This is a genomic window from Paramicrobacterium agarici (assembly GCF_002563955.1).
Taxonomy (GTDB): domain Bacteria; phylum Actinomycetota; class Actinomycetes; order Actinomycetales; family Microbacteriaceae; genus Paramicrobacterium; species Paramicrobacterium agarici.
The window spans coordinates 1,155,220-1,171,141 of the sequence record NZ_PDJE01000001.1 but is presented as its reverse complement, the minus strand read 5'-3'; the positions used below and the strand labels follow the sequence as shown (position 1 = coordinate 1,171,141).

Genomic DNA, 15,922 nt, shown 5'->3' with positions numbered 1-15,922 from the left:
GGCTGGCGTGCTCATGCATGCCAGCCTCAGTCGTGAGTGACGTCCCAGGCGTGATGCACAATGTCGTGCACGTAATACTGACCGAGAGTCTCGATCGTGAACGAGGCTCCGTCACTGCGCCGCCCCGTGCGAGCGGCGGCAGCGGCGGGCACGGCGTCGAATGCCTCAGCCGAGGCGAATGCAGCATCCGTCAGGTCTCGCGCAACGCGCTCCGGGTCTTCATTGTGATACTGCCCCTGCACGGCCGCATCGTCTTGATTCCAATCGGGAAAGACCGGGTTCTCATGAGTCATCGCCAGCACCAGCCGCTCGGCGAAGAGACTGTGTACGTCGCGCACGTGGCATGCGTACTCGAGCGGAGACCACGTGCTGTCATTCGGGCGCTCACGGACGTCGTCACGCTCAAGGGCATCTGCCCACACCCCGGCGTTCGCGCGGGCGAAACCAGCGACGTCCGATACCATCACCGTTCTGGCGTCGAAGCCGCACTCGGGGCAGGGACGCGTGAGAACCCACGTCCAGTCTTTCGTGTCGGGAGTGATGGGCATACGTCCAGACTAGGGGCGACACTGCCGAAATGCAGGTTTGCGTCGCCCATCGGGCATCTCAGCCTTGGCACACGGCTTTGTCGCTCACCTGCTGGTTCATCTGCTCGGCCGACCACGGCAAATCGATCGATGGCGCGTCGGAGCCCGACGCTGCGGGCAGCTTCGAACCGTACGACGCGAGCTGCATGGCGAGCGAGAGAGCAAGCGAGCCGCCCGCGGTCGAGTTGTTCAGCATGACTACGACGGTGAGACCGGATGCCGGATCACTCAGTGCCGCGGTGATGAAGCCAGGCACATCGCCCGCCTGCCCATACATCGGTCCGTAATGGTAGGTTCCGAACCCGTACTCGATCCACGAGGCGGCGTCATCGCTGATCGCACGCGTCTTCTCCTGGTGTTTCGCAGCCTCGTCGCTGAACAGCTTCGCCTGAGCGAACGCCTGCGAGAACGCGTGAAGGTCTTGCGCTGTCGAGACCACGCCGCCGGACGTGAATCCCAGTGACGACGATTGCTTCGACTGGTCGTACGGCTTATCGCACTGCGGTTTGCCCGACACTGTCAGCGACTCGTAGCTGTGCAGCGATTCATCGGGGAGCTCCACGTCTGTCGGAGACGGAAGAGAGGTGTTCTCGAGCCCGAGAGGCGCGAAGACGTACTGCTCGTAGAGCTTGGCGAAGGTCTTGCCCGTCGCCGACTGCAACGCCTGCCCGAGAAGCACATAGCCCGTGGCTGCGGGCGAGAACGACTCGCCGGGTGTCGCCTCGTGAGTGGCCATTCCGTCGTTGTAGAGTTCGGTCGGATACCAGACCCGCTCGGGATTCTGAATGAAGCTCTTGTCGAGATTCGCGCGGTAGTCACCGAATCCCGATGTTCCCTGGCACAGGTGCTCAAGCGTGAGTCCTTCGACACCGACCGTCGTCGGCAGGTACTCCGACACCTTGTCATCCACCGCGACAACGCCCTCATCGGCGAGCGCGAGCAGCACCGTGCACGTCATCGGTCGCGTGTTCGCGCCGATGCGAAATGCCATATCGGACGTCACCTCGGTGTCCCCATCGATTTCTGTGACGCCATAGCCCTTGAGGTTCACGCCAGCCCAAGGAGCCCACACCCCAGCGATCGCTCCGGTCGATCCCGACGCCGCGATGGCGTGGTTCACAGCCTCATCGATGAGCGTTGTCGCATCCTCGGGCAACGTGGCATCCACTTGCGGCTGCAGCGTCACCGCTGGTGCAGGTTCTCCCGAACATGCGGTCAGCGCCATGAGGCCCACGCCGAGAACGGACACAGCGGCCATCGCGCGTGAACGGTGCCCAAAACCTCTCACCAAGCAGCCTCCCCCACAAGAGCTCTTGCTGGATTGTAACCGGCAAAACTGTGCCGAAGCCGTATGGGTCGATCGGCGATACTGGCGCGGCCCGGCGCGAGACTGATTGACTATCGACATGACGCAGCATTTCGACAACGATGTGATCTCGGCCATTCTGGCGCACATGAACGGCGATCACGTTGCCGACAACCACACGATCGTGCACGCCTTCGCCGACCCCGCAGCATCCGATGTGGCCATGGTGGGGTTCGACGGTGACGGCGGAGACTGGGAGTATTCGGATGCCGCTGGCGCGACGGTCCGCACGCGCATTCCGTGGCCGGCCGAGGTCGTCGAGCGCAAAGACGTGCGCCGTGCGGTGGTCGAGCTGCATCGTGGCGCCGTCCAGCGCCTCGGTGGCGAACGCGGAGATCGAAAAAGCACGTGACACGAGCCCCGGCGATCCATAGGCTAAGGGTACCCTTACTTTCCTGACGCCGACGGAGCAGCATGACCGCCACCCGATTCTCTGCCCGACTCGCTGAGCGCACGCGCGCATCGCACTCTGACAGTGAAGGTGCAGCGTTCATGCGCGACCTCATGCAGGGACGCGGCACGAAGAGCGACTATGCGGCGCTCTCCGCTCAGCACTGGTTCATCTACGACGCACTCGAGGCCGGCGCGACAGGGCTTGCAGCGGATGCTGAGGCTGCCCCGTTTCTGCACCCGGAGCTCACGCGCCTGCCCGCTCTCGAGCGCGACCTCGAGCATCTGTTCGGCTCACAGTGGAGGCGCGCGATCACCCCGCTGCCGACGACCGAGGCGTATGCGCAGCGCATTCGCGAGGTTTCGGGGTGGCCCGCAGGCTTCATCGCGCACCACTACACGCGATACCTTGGCGACCTGTCGGGCGGGCAGTTCATTGCGCGGCTCATGTCTCGCCACTTCGGATTCGAGCGTCGAGGCGTCGAGTTCTACGCCTTCGACGACATCGATGACCTCGACGCGTTCAAGAACACCTACCGCCGCGCACTCGACGACGCGCCGTGGAACGACGTCGAGCGCGAGCGCATGATCGACGAGACGCTGATCGCGTACCGGTTCAACTCAGATCTTTTCGTCGATCTGCTCCGGCAGAAGCAGGCTGCTGCCTGACGCCGAATCGGACGGCGGCGTGCGCTCAGTGCACTGCACCCGCAGCATCCGCCCCCGCAATGCGCGTGACGTTCGCCATGAAGCGCTGCACATCACGATCGACGATGATGTCGCTCGGGCGCAGCGGACGCGACAGGTAAAGACCCTCGAGCGACGTGAGACGGCTCAACGCGACGTACGTCTGGCCCGGACTGAAAGCCCGCGTGCCGAGATCGACGATTGCGCGGTCGTACGTTTTTCCCTGTGACTTGTGAATCGTCACGGCCCACGCGAGCCGCAGCGGAAACTGTTCGAACTCGGCGACGATCTCGCGCTTCAGGCGTTTGGTGATGGGCGAATATGAGTAGCGGTACTTCTCCCACGTGGCGGGTTCGACCTCGTGCTCTTCACCGTCGACCTCGACGAACACGTTTGACGTGATCTTCGTCACCGTGCCGATCGTTCCGTTGACCCAGCGCGGTCCCCCGTCGTTTCCGCCGTCGTTTCGCAAGAACATCACCTGAGCGCCCTGCTTGAGCTCGAGGGTCTCTTCGGCCGGATACGCGCGCCCGCCGAAGTCTCCGTTGATCTCTGCCTTTGCGCTCAGCGACCGGCCGGGCAACCGGGCGAGGGCGGCGTTGTTGATGCGATTGACGCTGTCGTTGCGCGAGGCGAGGGTGATGGCTCCGTCGCTCGGCGGTGTGCGCGCACCCATCGTGTTGAGTCGCTCCGCGATATCGGCGGTCACCCGTCCATGACGCACGGCATTGAGCATGCGCTTGAAGTCGACGTCGTGCTGCCGGTGGATCTCTGTGAGCTCGACGATCGTCAGTGGTGCGTCAAGCCAGACCTTCGCGTCAAAGAACCACATCGATCGATAGGTGTCGGCGAAGTACGCACGCTCTTCGGGGTCCCCGGGTACGGGGGCGAGCTGATAGGGATCACCAAACAGCACGATCTGCACGCCGCCGAACGGTTCGCTCTTTCGCTGGCGCGCCTGCCTCAGACTGCGGTCGATCGCGTCCATGAGATCGGCATTGACCATCGAGACCTCGTCGATGACGAGCGTCTCGATCGTGTTGAGCAGCTTGCGCACCGCGTCGTTCTGGTCGATGTCACTGTCGGCGATCACGCCGATGGGCAGCCGGAAAAGCGAGTGGATGGTCTGCCCGCCGACGTTGAGAGCCGCGACTCCCGTCGGGGCGGCGATCACAAGCTGCTTGTCGGTGCGCCACGCGAGCTCGTTGAGCAACGTCGACTTTCCGGTGCCCGCCCTGCCTGTCACGAAAATGTGGTCGCGGGTCTTCTCGATGAGATCGAAAACCGCCTGCTGCTCAGGTGCGAGGGCGAAATCGGACATGTGGGGGTGCAGACTCTTTTCCGTTCGGCGCGATCCCACCCATGATAGGCGACGGGCAGCAGTACCCGTCGCCCTTCGCAATGCCCTGCCCTAGGATGGCCTCTGTGAACCAGGTACCCCCAGCTCACCCAAGCCCTGCGCCGGCCCCGCAGCAGCCGCAGCGCACGTCTGACCCGGCTCGCACCCGGTTCATCATCATCTGGGTGATCGTCGGCGTCATGCTTCTCGGCGCAGCAGCGAGCGCCGTGGGGTCTCTGCAGCGCACCGTCTACGGCGCGCGCGGTACCGTGACGCAGTACCTCGACGCCCTGCAGCGCGGCGACGCGGCGTCGGCTCTCGATGTTCCGGGCGTCAAGCTCTCAGCCGACGAGCTGAAGAGCGCCGGCCTGCCCGAGAATGCGTCGGACAAGCTGCTGCGCAACAGCGTCATCTCACCTGTCACCGAGACGTCGTTCGTCTCTGACACTGCGATGAGCGACGGCACGCACCAGGTGACGTACGACTTCATGATCGGCGATGACAGCGGCACAGCAGTGTTCGAGCTGACGAAGATCGGCGGTTTCTTCGGTCACTGGGAGTTCTCGACCAGCCCGCTCGCCGCGGTGAACCTCAGCGTCAACCACACAACTCAGTTCTCCATGAACGGCGCAGACTTCGATACGCGTCAGGTCGCGCCCAAGGGCACCGAACCAGCATTCGACAACATCGTGAACGTGCTCATCTTCACACCGGGGCGCTACGACTTCGCCGTGGACACGGACTACCTGACCGCGGATGCCGACGAGGTCTTTGCCGATTCGCCCGGGCAGGTAGAAGAAGCGAGCGTTGACGCCGAGCCGACGGACGCGTTCATCGAGGCTGCGCAGGAGCAGTTCAACGCTCAGCTCGATGAGTGCGCGACGCAGGTCATTCTGCAGCCCACAGGCTGCCCGTTCGGCTTTGAAGTCACCGACCGCGTCTCGGGAGAGCCGGCGTGGAGCATCTCGTCGTACCCCGAGATCGAGCTGGTTCCCGGCAGCAACTCCTGGGAAGTCCCGAACAGCGAAGCGACAGCGACAATCGACGTCGACATTCAGTCGCTCGCCGATGGGTCGATCGACAAGGTCACGGAGAACGTGCCCTTCAAGGCGTTCGGAAACGTCTATCTCTTCTCAGACGGAACAGTCACCGCACAGCTTCTGACGAAGGAGACCGCGAGCGGCGACGACGAGGACGACGCGAACTGACCGTACGGCCGTGCCTTCGCGGCCCGCAGACCGCGAGAGCGCTGCTGCGACAGCATCCGGTCACACGCGGTCTTTGCTCGCCCCGTCTTGCTCGGCAAGCTTGGCCAGCTGCTCGTTGTAGGCGCGCAGCTTCGCGTCGTCACTGCGCGCCTCTGCGCGGTCGAGCCGCTTCTGCTCTCGCGTGTCGGACTTCGCCCACTGCACGGCGACGATGATCGCCAGGATGATCGTCGGGATCTCTCCCACGCTCCACGCGATGCCGCCCCCGATGTACTGGTCCTCGAGCGGGGTTGGCCCCCAGGTACGGCCCATCGCGCCGAACCAGTCAGCGGCGAACAGTCCCGTGCTCATCATGATCGACAGGCCGAAGAACGCGTGCGTCGCCATTGTCGCGAGCAGCAGCATCAGACGCATCGGATGCCCGAGTCGAGGCGGGCCCGGGTCAATGCCGATAAGGGCGTTGACGAACAGGTATCCCGTGATGACGAAGTGCGCGATCATCCACTCGTGCCCGATGTGCTCTTCCATGGCCCATCGCAGCAGTGGCGAGTAATAGAAGACCCAGAGCGAGCCGGCAAACAGAACGGCGGCGATGACGCCATGACTGAGGAACGTGGACACCTTTGAATGCACGAATGTCAGCACCCACTCGCGCGGACCGCGAGAGCCGTCCGTTCGCTTGTGCAGAGCGCGAAGCGCGAGCGTGAACGGCGCCCCGGGGACCAGCAACACCGGCACGGCCATGGTCAGTCCCATGTGCCCGAGCATGTGCAGACTGAAGAGATACCGCTGATACAGGTTTGTGGCGCCGCTCGTGAAGTAGAACAGCAGAAGGAGCCCCGCGATCCAGGAGACGGTACGCAGCACCGGCCAGTGGTCGCCGCGCTTACGGAGCCGCCACACACCCGCGAGGTAGAAGAAGATGCCGAAGCCGCACACGAGCATCCAGATGAGATCGATGTCCCAGCCCGTGATGAAGGTCGACGGCTGAACCGGGGGCGGCAGAGGGTCACCCGTGAGCAGCACGGCCGGTGTGCCCTCCTGCGGCGCTTCCTGCGGCACAGGGGTTGCCGTTCGCGCGAGCGCGGCCGCGACACCGGACGCGACTCCCATGAACCCCAGTTCGGCGACGGCAAGCATCCAGAACAGCTGCGTGCGGGACCGGGCTGCGCGAGACACGGTGCCGTGGGAGCCCGCGCCAGGCTGCGGCATCCGCCTGATCACCCAGCGGCGATACATCGCCCCGAACATGCCGAGCACGACGAGCGCGGCCACCTTGAGCAGAACGAGAAGCCCGTAGGGAGTGAGAAGCTCTGCCCACGCTCCGATGCGAAGCTGCGCACTGACGTAGCCGGAGACAGCGACGACGATGAAGCAGATGAGCGCGATGGACGAATAGCGGCTGAGTGCCTGCGTGAGTTCGGCTCCATCGAGTTCCCGCTTGAGCAGGATGAGCGCGAGAAGCCCGCCGAGCCAGACGGCGGCGAAGAGCAAGTGGAGGCCGAGCCCGTTCACGGCCTGAGCGTGGTTCGCCGCCCCGGCGGCGTGTCCCTGCTCCGCCATGGGGATGAGGGACGCCAGAGCGAGGACGCCGACGAAGAAGAGCCCCGTCTGATTGCGCACGGCAAAGCACAGCACGGTTACGGCCGCGGCGATGAGCGTGGTGATGAGCCATGCTTGACCGACCTCGACGTCGGTGAAGAACACGGCCAACTTCTGCCCGAAGTCGTTGCCGAACGAGAACTGGGTTCCCGTGATGTTCATGAATGTATAGAAGGCGGTCGCTGCCGACGCGACCGTGTAGACGCCCGCTCCGGCTGCAGCGACGTCAAGTGCTCGTTCGTAGGCCGGCCGAGTCGCGTCAAGGGCGAAGAGGGCGATGACGATCGTGCCGAGCGTGAGCGCGGCACCGAGGTTGACGAGGAGCTTGGTGATCGGCAGCCCGAAGCGCACGATCTCGCCGGGATCCCCGATCGCCGGCGCATCGGCTCCTCCGCCGATCGCGAGCCCCGTGAAGACGGCGAGCAGCGCGACGGCAAGCAGCACAGAGGGGCCGAGAATGCGCAGAGAACGGGTCACCCTATAAGCGTACGCGGGAGACCTGAGTGCGAGGCTTCAGGAAGCACGGGTGCAAAAAAGGCGCCGTGCATGAGCACGGCGCCTTTCGAATGGACTGCGTGTTACTTGACAGCCGACTTGAGCTTCGAGCCAGCCGTGACCTTCACCGAGTGACCGGCCGGGATGTTGATGGTCTCGCCCGTCTGCGGGTTGCGGCCGGTACGAGCAGCACGGTCGGTGCGCTCGACGGCGAGCCAACCGGGGATCGAAACCTTGACGCCGCTGCTGACAGCGTCAGCAAGCTCAGCGAACAGCGCGTCGAGCACGCCACCGACGGCAGCCTGGCTCTGGCCGGTCGACGAGGCAATCTTCGCGACGAGCTCGGTCTTGTTGAGCGACTTATCAGCCATTGAGTTGTCCTCCTCGGACGTTTGCTGCGTGAATCACGCGGTTTTCGGCCCCTGTGACGAGTAATCACCGAGGTTCTGTGACTCGATGAATGTAACAGAGAACCGCATGATTTCGCGGATTTCTGCGGGTTTTCGGGCACTTTCAGTGGGCGTGTCGGGCGAAATCGACTGAAATGCACCTCAAACGTGTGAATTTGGGGAGTTTCGCCCGTGATTCCGGCATGAAAAAGGGCATCGGCACGAATGCCGATGCCCTTTTTACGAAGGCTGATTTACCAGCTTGACTTTGTCACGCCGGGCAGCTCGCCACGGTGTGCCATCTCGCGGAAACGGACGCGCGAGATGCCGAAGCGGTTCAGGATGCCGCGGGGGCGTCCATCGATCGAGTCACGGTTGCGGACACGAACCGGGGAGGCGTTGCGCGGAAGCTTCTGCAGTCCAACGCGAGCGGCCTCACGCGACTCGTCGGTGCCGTTGGGGTCGACGAGCGCCTTCTTCAACTCGCGACGCTTCTCTTCGTAACGCGCCACAACCTGCTTGCGCTGCTCGTTGCGCGCGATTTTGCTCTTCTTAGCCATATGCTTATCGCTCCTCGCGGAAGTCAACGTGCTTGCGGACGACAGGGTCATACTTCTTCAGCACGAGTCGGTCTGGGTTGTTGCGGCGGTTCTTGCGGGTCACATACGTGAACCCGGTTCCGGCCGTCGAACGAAGCTTGATGATCGGGCGGACATCCTGTGCCTTTGCCATTAGATCTTCTCCCCACGTGCGAGAAGGTCCTTGACGACGGACTCGATGCCGCGTGCGTCGATGACCTTGATGCCCTTGGCGCTCAGCGTGAGCGTCACGTTACGACGAAGCGACGGAACGTAGTAGGTCTTCTTCTGGATGTTCGGGTCGAAACGACGCTTGGTGCGCCGGTGCGAGTGCGAGATGTTGTGCCCGAAGCCGGGAACGGCTCCAGTCACCTGGCACACTGCTGCCATAGTGGTCTCCTTCAGTACCGCAGAGCGGATGCCCTGCCCAAGATCTCTTGTCGGCATATCGGCCTCGTAAGGCGATACGCGGCATGATCGGTCGAGAGGGTCCGATCAGCCAAAGAGATACTCTATCACAGTCGGTCGGCACTCTCGCTCAGGGCTGTCGCTGTGCGGCAGAGCATTCGGGGCATAGTCCGAAGATGTCGACGATGTGGCGAGCGTCGGTGAACCCGTGCTCGGCGGCGACGTTGCGCGCCCAGCGCTCGACCTCTCCCGCCTCGATCTCGACCGTCACCCCGCAGGTGCGGCAGATGAGGTGATGGTGATGCCCCGATGATTCACACGCACGATAAAGCGCTTCACCCTCGGGCGACTGCAGCGAGTCGGCATCGCCGTCTGTCGCGAGGTCAGCAAGTGCCCGGTATACCGTTGCGAGACCGATGTGCGAACCCGCGTCTTTCAGCTGCGAGTGAAGACCTTGAGCACTGACGAACCCATCTGCCGAGTCCAATGCGTCGCGCACGGCCTCACGCTGCCACGTATTGCGTCTCACGACCATGCTTCACCTCCAGAGCACCCTCCAGACTACCCCGAGATGCCGGGATTCCCGGGTGAGTGTCATGCCGTAAGACCTCACCGAACGGCGGGACGGGCCTTATGCCTGAGCCCGACGAGTCGCGCCACGAGATAGATCGCGAATGAGATCGTCGTGATGTACGGGCTGATCGGAAGAGAGCCGCCGATCGCGAGCATGATTCCACCGACGGCGGAGACGAAGCCGAACGTCACGGCGAGCACCGGGACCATGATGGGCGAACTCGACACACGCAGTGCGGCAGCTGCCGGTGTCACGACAAGAGCGAGCACGAGCAGCGCTCCGATGATCTGCACAGACACGGCGACGATAAGACCGAGCAGCACCATGAACGCCAGAGAGATGAAGCGCGTCGGCACGCCCCGCGCCGCAGCGACGTCGGCATCGAGGCTGTCGAAGCTGAGCGGCCGCCACATCCACAGCAGGCCGATGAGTACAACGACGGAGATTGCGATGAGCCAGCCGAGGCGCGGATTGTCGACGGCGATGATCTGTCCGGTGAGCAGGCCGAACTTATTCGCAGACCGGCCGGGATACAGGGCGAGAAAGAGTATGCCGAGACCGAGCCCGAACGGCATGAGCACCCCGATGATCGAGTTGCGATCCCGTGCTTTGGACCCGAGAAGGCCGATCATGATCGCGGAGACCAGTGCGCCCGCGAGAGACCCGGTGATCACGTTCGCGCCAAAGAGCAGCGCTGCCGATGCTCCGGCGAAGGAGAGCTCACTGATGCCATGCACGGCAAAGGCCATGTCGCGCTGCATGACGAAAACTCCGATGAGCCCGCCGACGATACCGAGAACAGCGCCCGCGATCACCGAGTTGTGCACGAGGGCGAGCAGTTCGCCGTAGTTCTCAAAGTTGAACAGTCGCGACCAGATGTCGTCTTCGGACGCCGTGTGCACGAGCGCGGAGAGCACCGGGTTCATGCAGCGCCCTCATGCTGGTGGTGGTGTGTCGTCTCAGCATCCGGAATTCCGACGACGACCACACGCCCTCCCGTGCGAATGCACTCGACGGGCGTCCCGTACAGCGTGGACAGCACGTCGGAGCGCAGCACCTCGTCTGGCGTGCCCTCGAGAAAGCGCCCGCCTGCGAAGTAGAGAATGCGGTCGACCATGTTCAATACGGGATTGACGTCGTGGGTGACGAACAGCACGGCCGTGTCGGCCTCTCGGCGACGAGCATCGATGAGTTCGCTGACCCCGCGCTGGTGGTGCAGATCGAGGCTCAGCAGCGGTTCATCACACAGCAGGATGCTGGGATCCGCTGCGAGCGCCTGACCGACGCGCAATCGCTGCTGCTCTCCTCCGGAGAGACTGCCGACCGGCTCGTCGGCGTAGCTCGTGGCTCCGACGGCGTCGAGAAGCTCGTCGACGCGCTCTCGTTCGGCACGTCGCGATCGCGGAATTCCGAACCTGTGCCCGTTGACACCGAGTGCCACGAGATCTCGCGCGCGCATGGGCGTTCCCGCAGGAATGAGCTTCTGCTGCGGGATGTAGCCGATCTGTCTGTCGCCGCGCCGCACCGGATGACCGTTGATCGCGACGGTGCCCTCCGTGAGCTCCTGCTGACCGAGCAGCGTCTTGAGCAGAGTCGTCTTTCCCGACCCGTTCGGGCCGAGCACGGCGAGAAACTCGCCCGGGCAGACGTCAAGAGTGAGATTCGACCACAGAGTGCGGTCGCCAAAGCGAAGCCCGGCGTCTCGAAGCGAGACGACCGGGTCGCTGGGATGCTCGTGCTGCGTCACGCGGTGAAGACCTCACTCAGTGCCTCGATGTTGGCGGTCATCCAGCTGACATATCCCTCGCCGTCGGGCAGAGTCTCTGAGAACGACACCACGGGAACGCCGGCCGATTCTGCGGCGTCCTTCACCTCTTCGGTGATGGGGCCGCTCGTCTGCTCATTGTATGCGAGCATGGCGATGTCCCCCGACTGGACGAGCTCGAGCATCTCCTGAATCACCGCCGCCGGAACGTCCGTTCCCTCTTCGACTGCCTCGCTGAACTCGGCGGGCGTCTCGTTCACCAACCCCGCGTCTTCAAGCAGGTACAGCGGCACGGGCTCCGTGATCAGCACGGACGCACCCGTGGCACTCTCACCGAGCTCGTGCAGCGACTCATGAGCGCTTTCGAGCTCCGCTGAGAACTCGTCATAGTTGTCCTCAAAGGTGCTCGCGTTATCGGGGTCCAGCTCGCTGAGCTCCTCGGCAAGGTGTTCAGCGACGTGGTTCATGGCGTCGAGGCTATACCAGACGTGCTCGTTGAAGCCCTCGATGTGGTTGTGACCTTCGTGGCCATGAGCGCCGTCTTCGTCGTGCTCACCTTCGTGCTCATGCTCATGGCCCTCAGCCTCGGGCATCAGTCCCGAGATCTCTGACGCGTTGAGCACGATCGGGTCGGCATCTCCGAGCAGGCTGTCGATGAACCCGTCGTAACCTCCGCCATTCTGGATCACGATGTCAGCCTTACTCACGGCGAGACGGTCCTGCGCACTCGCCTCGTAGGAGTGCGGATCCTGAACACTCGAATCGATGATGGAGGTGACGTCCGCAGCGTCGCCGGCAATTGCCGCGGCGATGTCCCCGTAAACGTTCGTCGAAGCGACGATGCTCACCCCATCTGTCTCGGCCGAGTCGGCGGACGAGGAGCAGCCACTGAGGGCAAGCGCGGTTGCGGAGACAGCAATGAGTGCGGTGGGGATCGTTCGTTTCACACATGCAATCTAAGCACTATTGATAATGATTTTCAAAGTCGAATCGATGGATGCTGTCAGGCACAGCAAAGCGGCGGGCACTCTCCCGTGGGGAGCACCCGCCGCTTTCCGCGTCAGAGACCTACTTGGTGAGGCCGTCGACGTAGTCCTGGTTCTCAGCGATCCAGTCCTCGACGATGGGCGTGTAGTCCTTGATCTCCTCGTCGGTGTTGTACATGACGTTCTCAAGCGAGAACAGCAGGTCCGAGTCCATCTTGAAGTTGCTCAGCCACTCGTTGACCTCGGAGAAGTCCTCTTCGAAACCGGTGCTCGTGAAGGTGTGGATCGACTCCGCCTCGCCGAGGGCCTTCTTCGGGTCCTCGAGGTCCTTGATGTCGAAGGCGTCGTAGGCCCAGTGCGGACGCCACAGCGTCACGACGATGTTCTCGTCAGCATCCAGCGCCTTCTTGAGCTCGGCGAGCATCGCCGGGGTCGACGACGTGATGTACTCCATGTCCTCAAGGCCGTACTCGGGAATGACGGCGTCCTTCGTCGTCATGGTCAGGCCAGCGCCCGGCTCGATCCCGATGATCTTGTTGCCGAACTTGTCAGCGTTGGCAGCGAGCTCCTCGAGCGAGTCGATCGGTGCGTCGGCGTTCACGGCGAACGTGAGCTTCGCGTCTTCGTTCCATGCACCGAGGTCGACGATCTCGCCCTCGAACTGCTCGAAGTACTTCTTGTGCGTCAGCGGAAGCCAGCCGTCAAGTGCGAAGTCGTAGTCTCCACTCGCGACACCGGCGAAGACGGGCCCCGCGTCTGCGTACTCAAGCGAGACGTTGTAGCCCTTGTCCTCAAGGATCGACTTCCACAGGTACGAGGCAGCCTCACCCTCGGGCCATCCGTTGAAGACGCCGATCGTGATGTCGCCCTTGTCTTCGCTGCCGCCGCCGGAGCCGCCGGAATCACCCGAGCAGCCCGTCACGCCGAGAACAGCGGCCGTGGCCATGGCGGCCACAGCGAGAATACGCTTCTTCATTCTTTTCCTTTCTACGCCCCGGGCAAGCCGAGGTTTACATTCTTCGAACAGGTCAGCTGACGTCCGCGGCGGCAGCGCGCTTCTGCCCGGCCTCGGTCGTCTCTTCAGCGTCGTCGCTCGCATTCTGAGAGGTGTCGCTGGCGGAAGCCGCCGGCTTTGCCCGCTTCTTCTTGTGGTCGCCGCCGAGCGTTGCCGTCAGGCGGTCGAGCAGAATCGCGAGGATCACAACCGACAGGCCTGCCTCAAAGCCGAGCCCGATATTGATCGACTGCAGCGCCGAGATGATCGGCTTACCGAGTCCAGGCGCGCCGACCATGCTGGCGATCACGACCATAGACAGCGACAGCATGATCACCTGGTTGACGCCGGCCATGATGCTCGGCCGCGCGAGCGGAAGCTGAATCTGCATGAGGATGCGCCGTGGCGATGCCCCGAACGCGTGGCCCGCCTCGACAACTTCGGTGTCCACGCCGCGAATTCCGAGTTCCGTCAGCCGCACACCGGGCGCGACAGCGAAGAGGATCGTCGCGACGACACCGGGAACGACACCCACGCTGAACAGGAAGATCGCTGGAATCAGGTAGACGAAAGCCGGCATCGTCTGCAGGAAGTCGAGAATCGGCCGGATCACTTTGGATGCCGTGTCGGACCGCGCGGCCCAGATGCCCACGGGAATCGCGATGATGACGGCGATCGCGGCCGCGACGAGTGTGAGCGCGAGCGTGTCCATGGCGTTGTCCCACTGATTCACGCTGAGAATCAGCAGGAGCCCGACCACCGTGCCCACGGCGAAGACCCAGCCGCGCGCAAAGAAGCCCGCGACCGCGAGGATGATCATGATCACCCAGAACGGAGGCGTTGCGAGAAGCCAGTCGACGCCGTCGTAGAAACCGCCGAAAATGGCGGCGATCACGTCGAAGAGCCCTGCGAAGGTGTTCGTGACGAAGTCGCTGAACGCCTCAACCCACTCGCCAAGGGGAAGTCTAAACTCCATCAGCTGGCGCTCCCTTCGCTTGCGGCGGCTGCTTCGTCGGCAGTCACTTCTTCGCCCGCGGTCTCACGCAGCGTCTCGGTCATTGCTTCGACAGGTACGGTCACGGGAGGCTCGACGACCGGAATCTCGGTGGTCGTCGACGGAACGTTGCCGAGCGAGGCCAGCAGCGTGACGCGGGGGATCGCGCCGAGAAGGCGCTCGTTCTCGTCGACAACCGCCACGGGCAACGTCGATTCCGCCGAGATACCGAACAGGTCGACGAGATGCTGATCCGGAGCGACGGTCGGTGTGTCGTGCCGCAGGATCGACATGATGTCCTTCTCGTTGTCTTTGACCGCGCGCATGACGTCGCGGTCGCGGACGACGCCGAGCAGCTTACGGCCATGGCCGACGACGAACGCCGCAGACGTCTGCAGATCGCGCATGGTGCGCAGAGCGCCGCGTGGCCCGGCGGTCGCCGTGATGACCGACCGGGCAGGTTCCATGACTCCGGATGCTGTCAGCACACGCGCGCGGTCAACATCCTGTACGAACTGGGCGACGTAGTCGTTCGCGGGGTCCGTGAGGATGTCGTCGGGTGCGCCAATCTGCACGATGCGACCGTCGCGCATCACGGCAATGCGGTCCCCGAGGAACATTGCCTCGTTGAGATCATGCGTGATGAAGATGATGGTCTTGCCGAGCTCCTGCTGCAGCTCGACGAGCTGTTCTTGCATCTCGCGCCGGATGAGCGGGTCGAGAGCTGAGAACGCCTCATCCATGAGCAGGATGTCGGTGTCGGCAGAAAGCGCGCGTGCGAGGCCGACACGCTGCTGCATGCCGCCGGAGAGCTGGCTGGGAAGCTTGTCTTCCCAGCCTTTCAGACCGACACGCTCAACCCATTCCAGGGCCTTCTGCTGGCGCTCGGCCTTGGACATCCCCTGGATTTCCAGCCCGTACGCCACGTTGTCCAGCACCGTACGGTGCGGCAGAAGGGCGAAGTGCTGAAAGACCATCGAGATGCGCTTGCGGCGCACGGTGCGAAGCTCCTTGTCAGAGATGCCGGTGATCGCGGTATCGCCGATAGTGACGGAGCCCTCGCTCGTGTCCCAGAGGCCGTTGAGCATGCGGATCAACGTCGACTTTCCGGAACCGCTGAGCCCCATGACGACGAAGATCTCGCCCTGCGTGACCTCGAAGCTAGCGTCGATGACGGCGGCGGTGCCCAGCGCGGTCAGCGAATCACGCGATTCGCCGGCCTTGAGTCGCTTGATGACCTCTTTGGGGCGCCGCCCGAAGACTTTGTAGAGATTCTGCGCTTTAAGCGCGACAGTTTCTGACACGTATTCTCCAGGCACGCACAGAAGCGAACGATGCGGCTTCGTGTGCGGCTATTGTGTTTGCGGCCGGGTCAAGTGCACGGCAGGTTCACCTTGATCAAGCGGTAAAGGCGGCCGGGTGAGCCACCGCGGCGAACTCGGGTGTCTGCCGAGGCGCCGACCGGGTAGTCGACGCCGATGCCCTCGACCATACGCCCAGGTGACTCCGGCGGAGGCCAGTTTCTCGGGGGCGCGGACTGGTTGGGACGGCCCGAAGGCC

General features: G+C 63.5%; 18 protein-coding genes. 3 read left to right on the top strand and 15 right to left on the bottom strand.

Features of this window, described 5'->3' with window-relative positions; genetic code table 11:
- Positions 1 to 26: 26 nt before the first annotated feature.
- Entirely contained in the window at positions 27 to 548 is a 522-nt protein-coding gene (locus tag ATJ78_RS05760) for a DinB family protein (protein ID WP_098406726.1), read from the bottom strand.
- A gap of 58 nt (positions 549 to 606) precedes the next feature.
- Positions 607 to 1,845, bottom strand: a complete 1,239-nt coding sequence (locus ATJ78_RS05755; protein WP_169923396.1) for a serine hydrolase domain-containing protein — start codon at positions 1,843 to 1,845, stop codon at positions 607 to 609.
- Positions 1,846 to 1,993: 148 nt separating this feature from the next.
- Here ATJ78_RS05755 and ATJ78_RS05750 point away from each other — a divergent pair, with 148 nt between their 5' ends.
- Positions 1,994 to 2,305: a DUF2470 domain-containing protein gene (locus ATJ78_RS05750; protein WP_098409230.1), complete on the top strand. Its 312-nt coding sequence runs from the start codon at positions 1,994 to 1,996 to the stop codon at positions 2,303 to 2,305.
- Between the two features lie 62 nt (positions 2,306 to 2,367).
- On the top strand, positions 2,368 to 3,012 hold the full coding sequence (locus tag ATJ78_RS05745; RefSeq protein WP_098406724.1) for a biliverdin-producing heme oxygenase: 645 nt from the start codon (positions 2,368 to 2,370) through the stop codon (positions 3,010 to 3,012).
- A gap of 25 nt (positions 3,013 to 3,037) precedes the next feature.
- Here the strand turns inward: ATJ78_RS05745 and ATJ78_RS05740 are convergent, their stop codons facing one another.
- Entirely contained in the window at positions 3,038 to 4,351 is a 1,314-nt protein-coding gene (locus ATJ78_RS05740) for an ATP-dependent DNA helicase (RefSeq protein ID WP_098406723.1), read from the bottom strand.
- 104 nt (positions 4,352 to 4,455) lie between these two features.
- On the opposite strand from ATJ78_RS05740, the gene ATJ78_RS05735 reads away from it, so the two are divergent.
- Positions 4,456 to 5,577, top strand: a complete 1,122-nt coding sequence (locus ATJ78_RS05735) for a hypothetical protein (protein ID WP_098406722.1) — start codon at positions 4,456 to 4,458, stop codon at positions 5,575 to 5,577.
- 60 nt (positions 5,578 to 5,637) lie between these two features.
- Here ATJ78_RS05735 and ATJ78_RS05730 read toward each other — a convergent pair whose 3' ends face one another.
- The 12 genes from ATJ78_RS05730 to ATJ78_RS05675 form a co-directional block, all read right to left on the bottom strand.
- Positions 5,638 to 7,656: a bifunctional copper resistance protein CopD/cytochrome c oxidase assembly protein gene (locus ATJ78_RS05730; RefSeq protein ID WP_211288433.1), complete on the bottom strand. Its 2,019-nt coding sequence runs from the start codon at positions 7,654 to 7,656 to the stop codon at positions 5,638 to 5,640.
- Positions 7,657 to 7,757: 101 nt separating this feature from the next.
- Positions 7,758 to 8,045, bottom strand: coding sequence for an HU family DNA-binding protein (locus ATJ78_RS05725; protein WP_098406721.1), 288 nt, complete (start codon positions 8,043 to 8,045; stop codon positions 7,758 to 7,760).
- Positions 8,046 to 8,317: 272 nt separating this feature from the next.
- Entirely contained in the window at positions 8,318 to 8,623 is a 306-nt protein-coding gene (gene rpsN / locus ATJ78_RS05720) for a 30S ribosomal protein S14 (protein WP_098406720.1), read from the bottom strand.
- Between the two features lie 4 nt (positions 8,624 to 8,627).
- Positions 8,628 to 8,795: a 50S ribosomal protein L33 gene (rpmG, locus tag ATJ78_RS05715; protein ID WP_098406719.1), complete on the bottom strand. Its 168-nt coding sequence runs from the start codon at positions 8,793 to 8,795 to the stop codon at positions 8,628 to 8,630.
- A complete protein-coding gene (rpmB, locus tag ATJ78_RS05710) occupies positions 8,795 to 9,031 on the bottom strand; it encodes a 50S ribosomal protein L28 (RefSeq protein WP_018188988.1) in 237 nt (78 codons plus the stop codon). The genes rpmG and rpmB overlap by 1 nt, the downstream gene beginning before the upstream one ends.
- Positions 9,032 to 9,179: 148 nt before the next feature.
- Positions 9,180 to 9,584 carry a Fur family transcriptional regulator gene (locus ATJ78_RS05705; protein ID WP_098406718.1) on the bottom strand — a complete coding sequence of 135 codons (405 nt, stop codon included), beginning with the start codon at positions 9,582 to 9,584 and terminating at the stop codon, positions 9,180 to 9,182.
- A 74-nt stretch (positions 9,585 to 9,658) separates the two neighbouring features.
- On the bottom strand, positions 9,659 to 10,549 hold the full coding sequence (locus tag ATJ78_RS05700) for a metal ABC transporter permease (protein WP_098406717.1): 891 nt from the start codon (positions 10,547 to 10,549) through the stop codon (positions 9,659 to 9,661).
- Positions 10,546 to 11,370 carry a metal ABC transporter ATP-binding protein gene (locus ATJ78_RS05695; RefSeq protein ID WP_098406716.1) on the bottom strand — a complete coding sequence of 275 codons (825 nt, stop codon included), beginning with the start codon at positions 11,368 to 11,370 and terminating at the stop codon, positions 10,546 to 10,548. Before ATJ78_RS05695 ends, ATJ78_RS05700 begins: the two co-directional genes overlap by 4 nt.
- Complete coding sequence (locus ATJ78_RS05690; protein WP_098406715.1) at positions 11,367 to 12,335, bottom strand: metal ABC transporter solute-binding protein, Zn/Mn family; 969 nt, start codon at positions 12,333 to 12,335, stop codon at positions 11,367 to 11,369. Before ATJ78_RS05690 ends, ATJ78_RS05695 begins: the two co-directional genes overlap by 4 nt.
- Before the next feature lie 121 nt (positions 12,336 to 12,456).
- Positions 12,457 to 13,350 (bottom strand): glycine betaine ABC transporter substrate-binding protein, encoded by an 894-nt coding sequence (locus ATJ78_RS05685; RefSeq protein WP_098406714.1) that lies wholly within the window; start codon positions 13,348 to 13,350, stop codon positions 12,457 to 12,459.
- A gap of 52 nt (positions 13,351 to 13,402) precedes the next feature.
- Positions 13,403 to 14,347: an ABC transporter permease gene (locus tag ATJ78_RS05680; protein WP_098406713.1), complete on the bottom strand. Its 945-nt coding sequence runs from the start codon at positions 14,345 to 14,347 to the stop codon at positions 13,403 to 13,405.
- Complete coding sequence (locus ATJ78_RS05675; protein ID WP_098406712.1) at positions 14,344 to 15,666, bottom strand: quaternary amine ABC transporter ATP-binding protein; 1,323 nt, start codon at positions 15,664 to 15,666, stop codon at positions 14,344 to 14,346. The genes ATJ78_RS05680 and ATJ78_RS05675 overlap by 4 nt, the downstream gene beginning before the upstream one ends.
- Positions 15,667 to 15,922 lie beyond the last annotated feature (256 nt).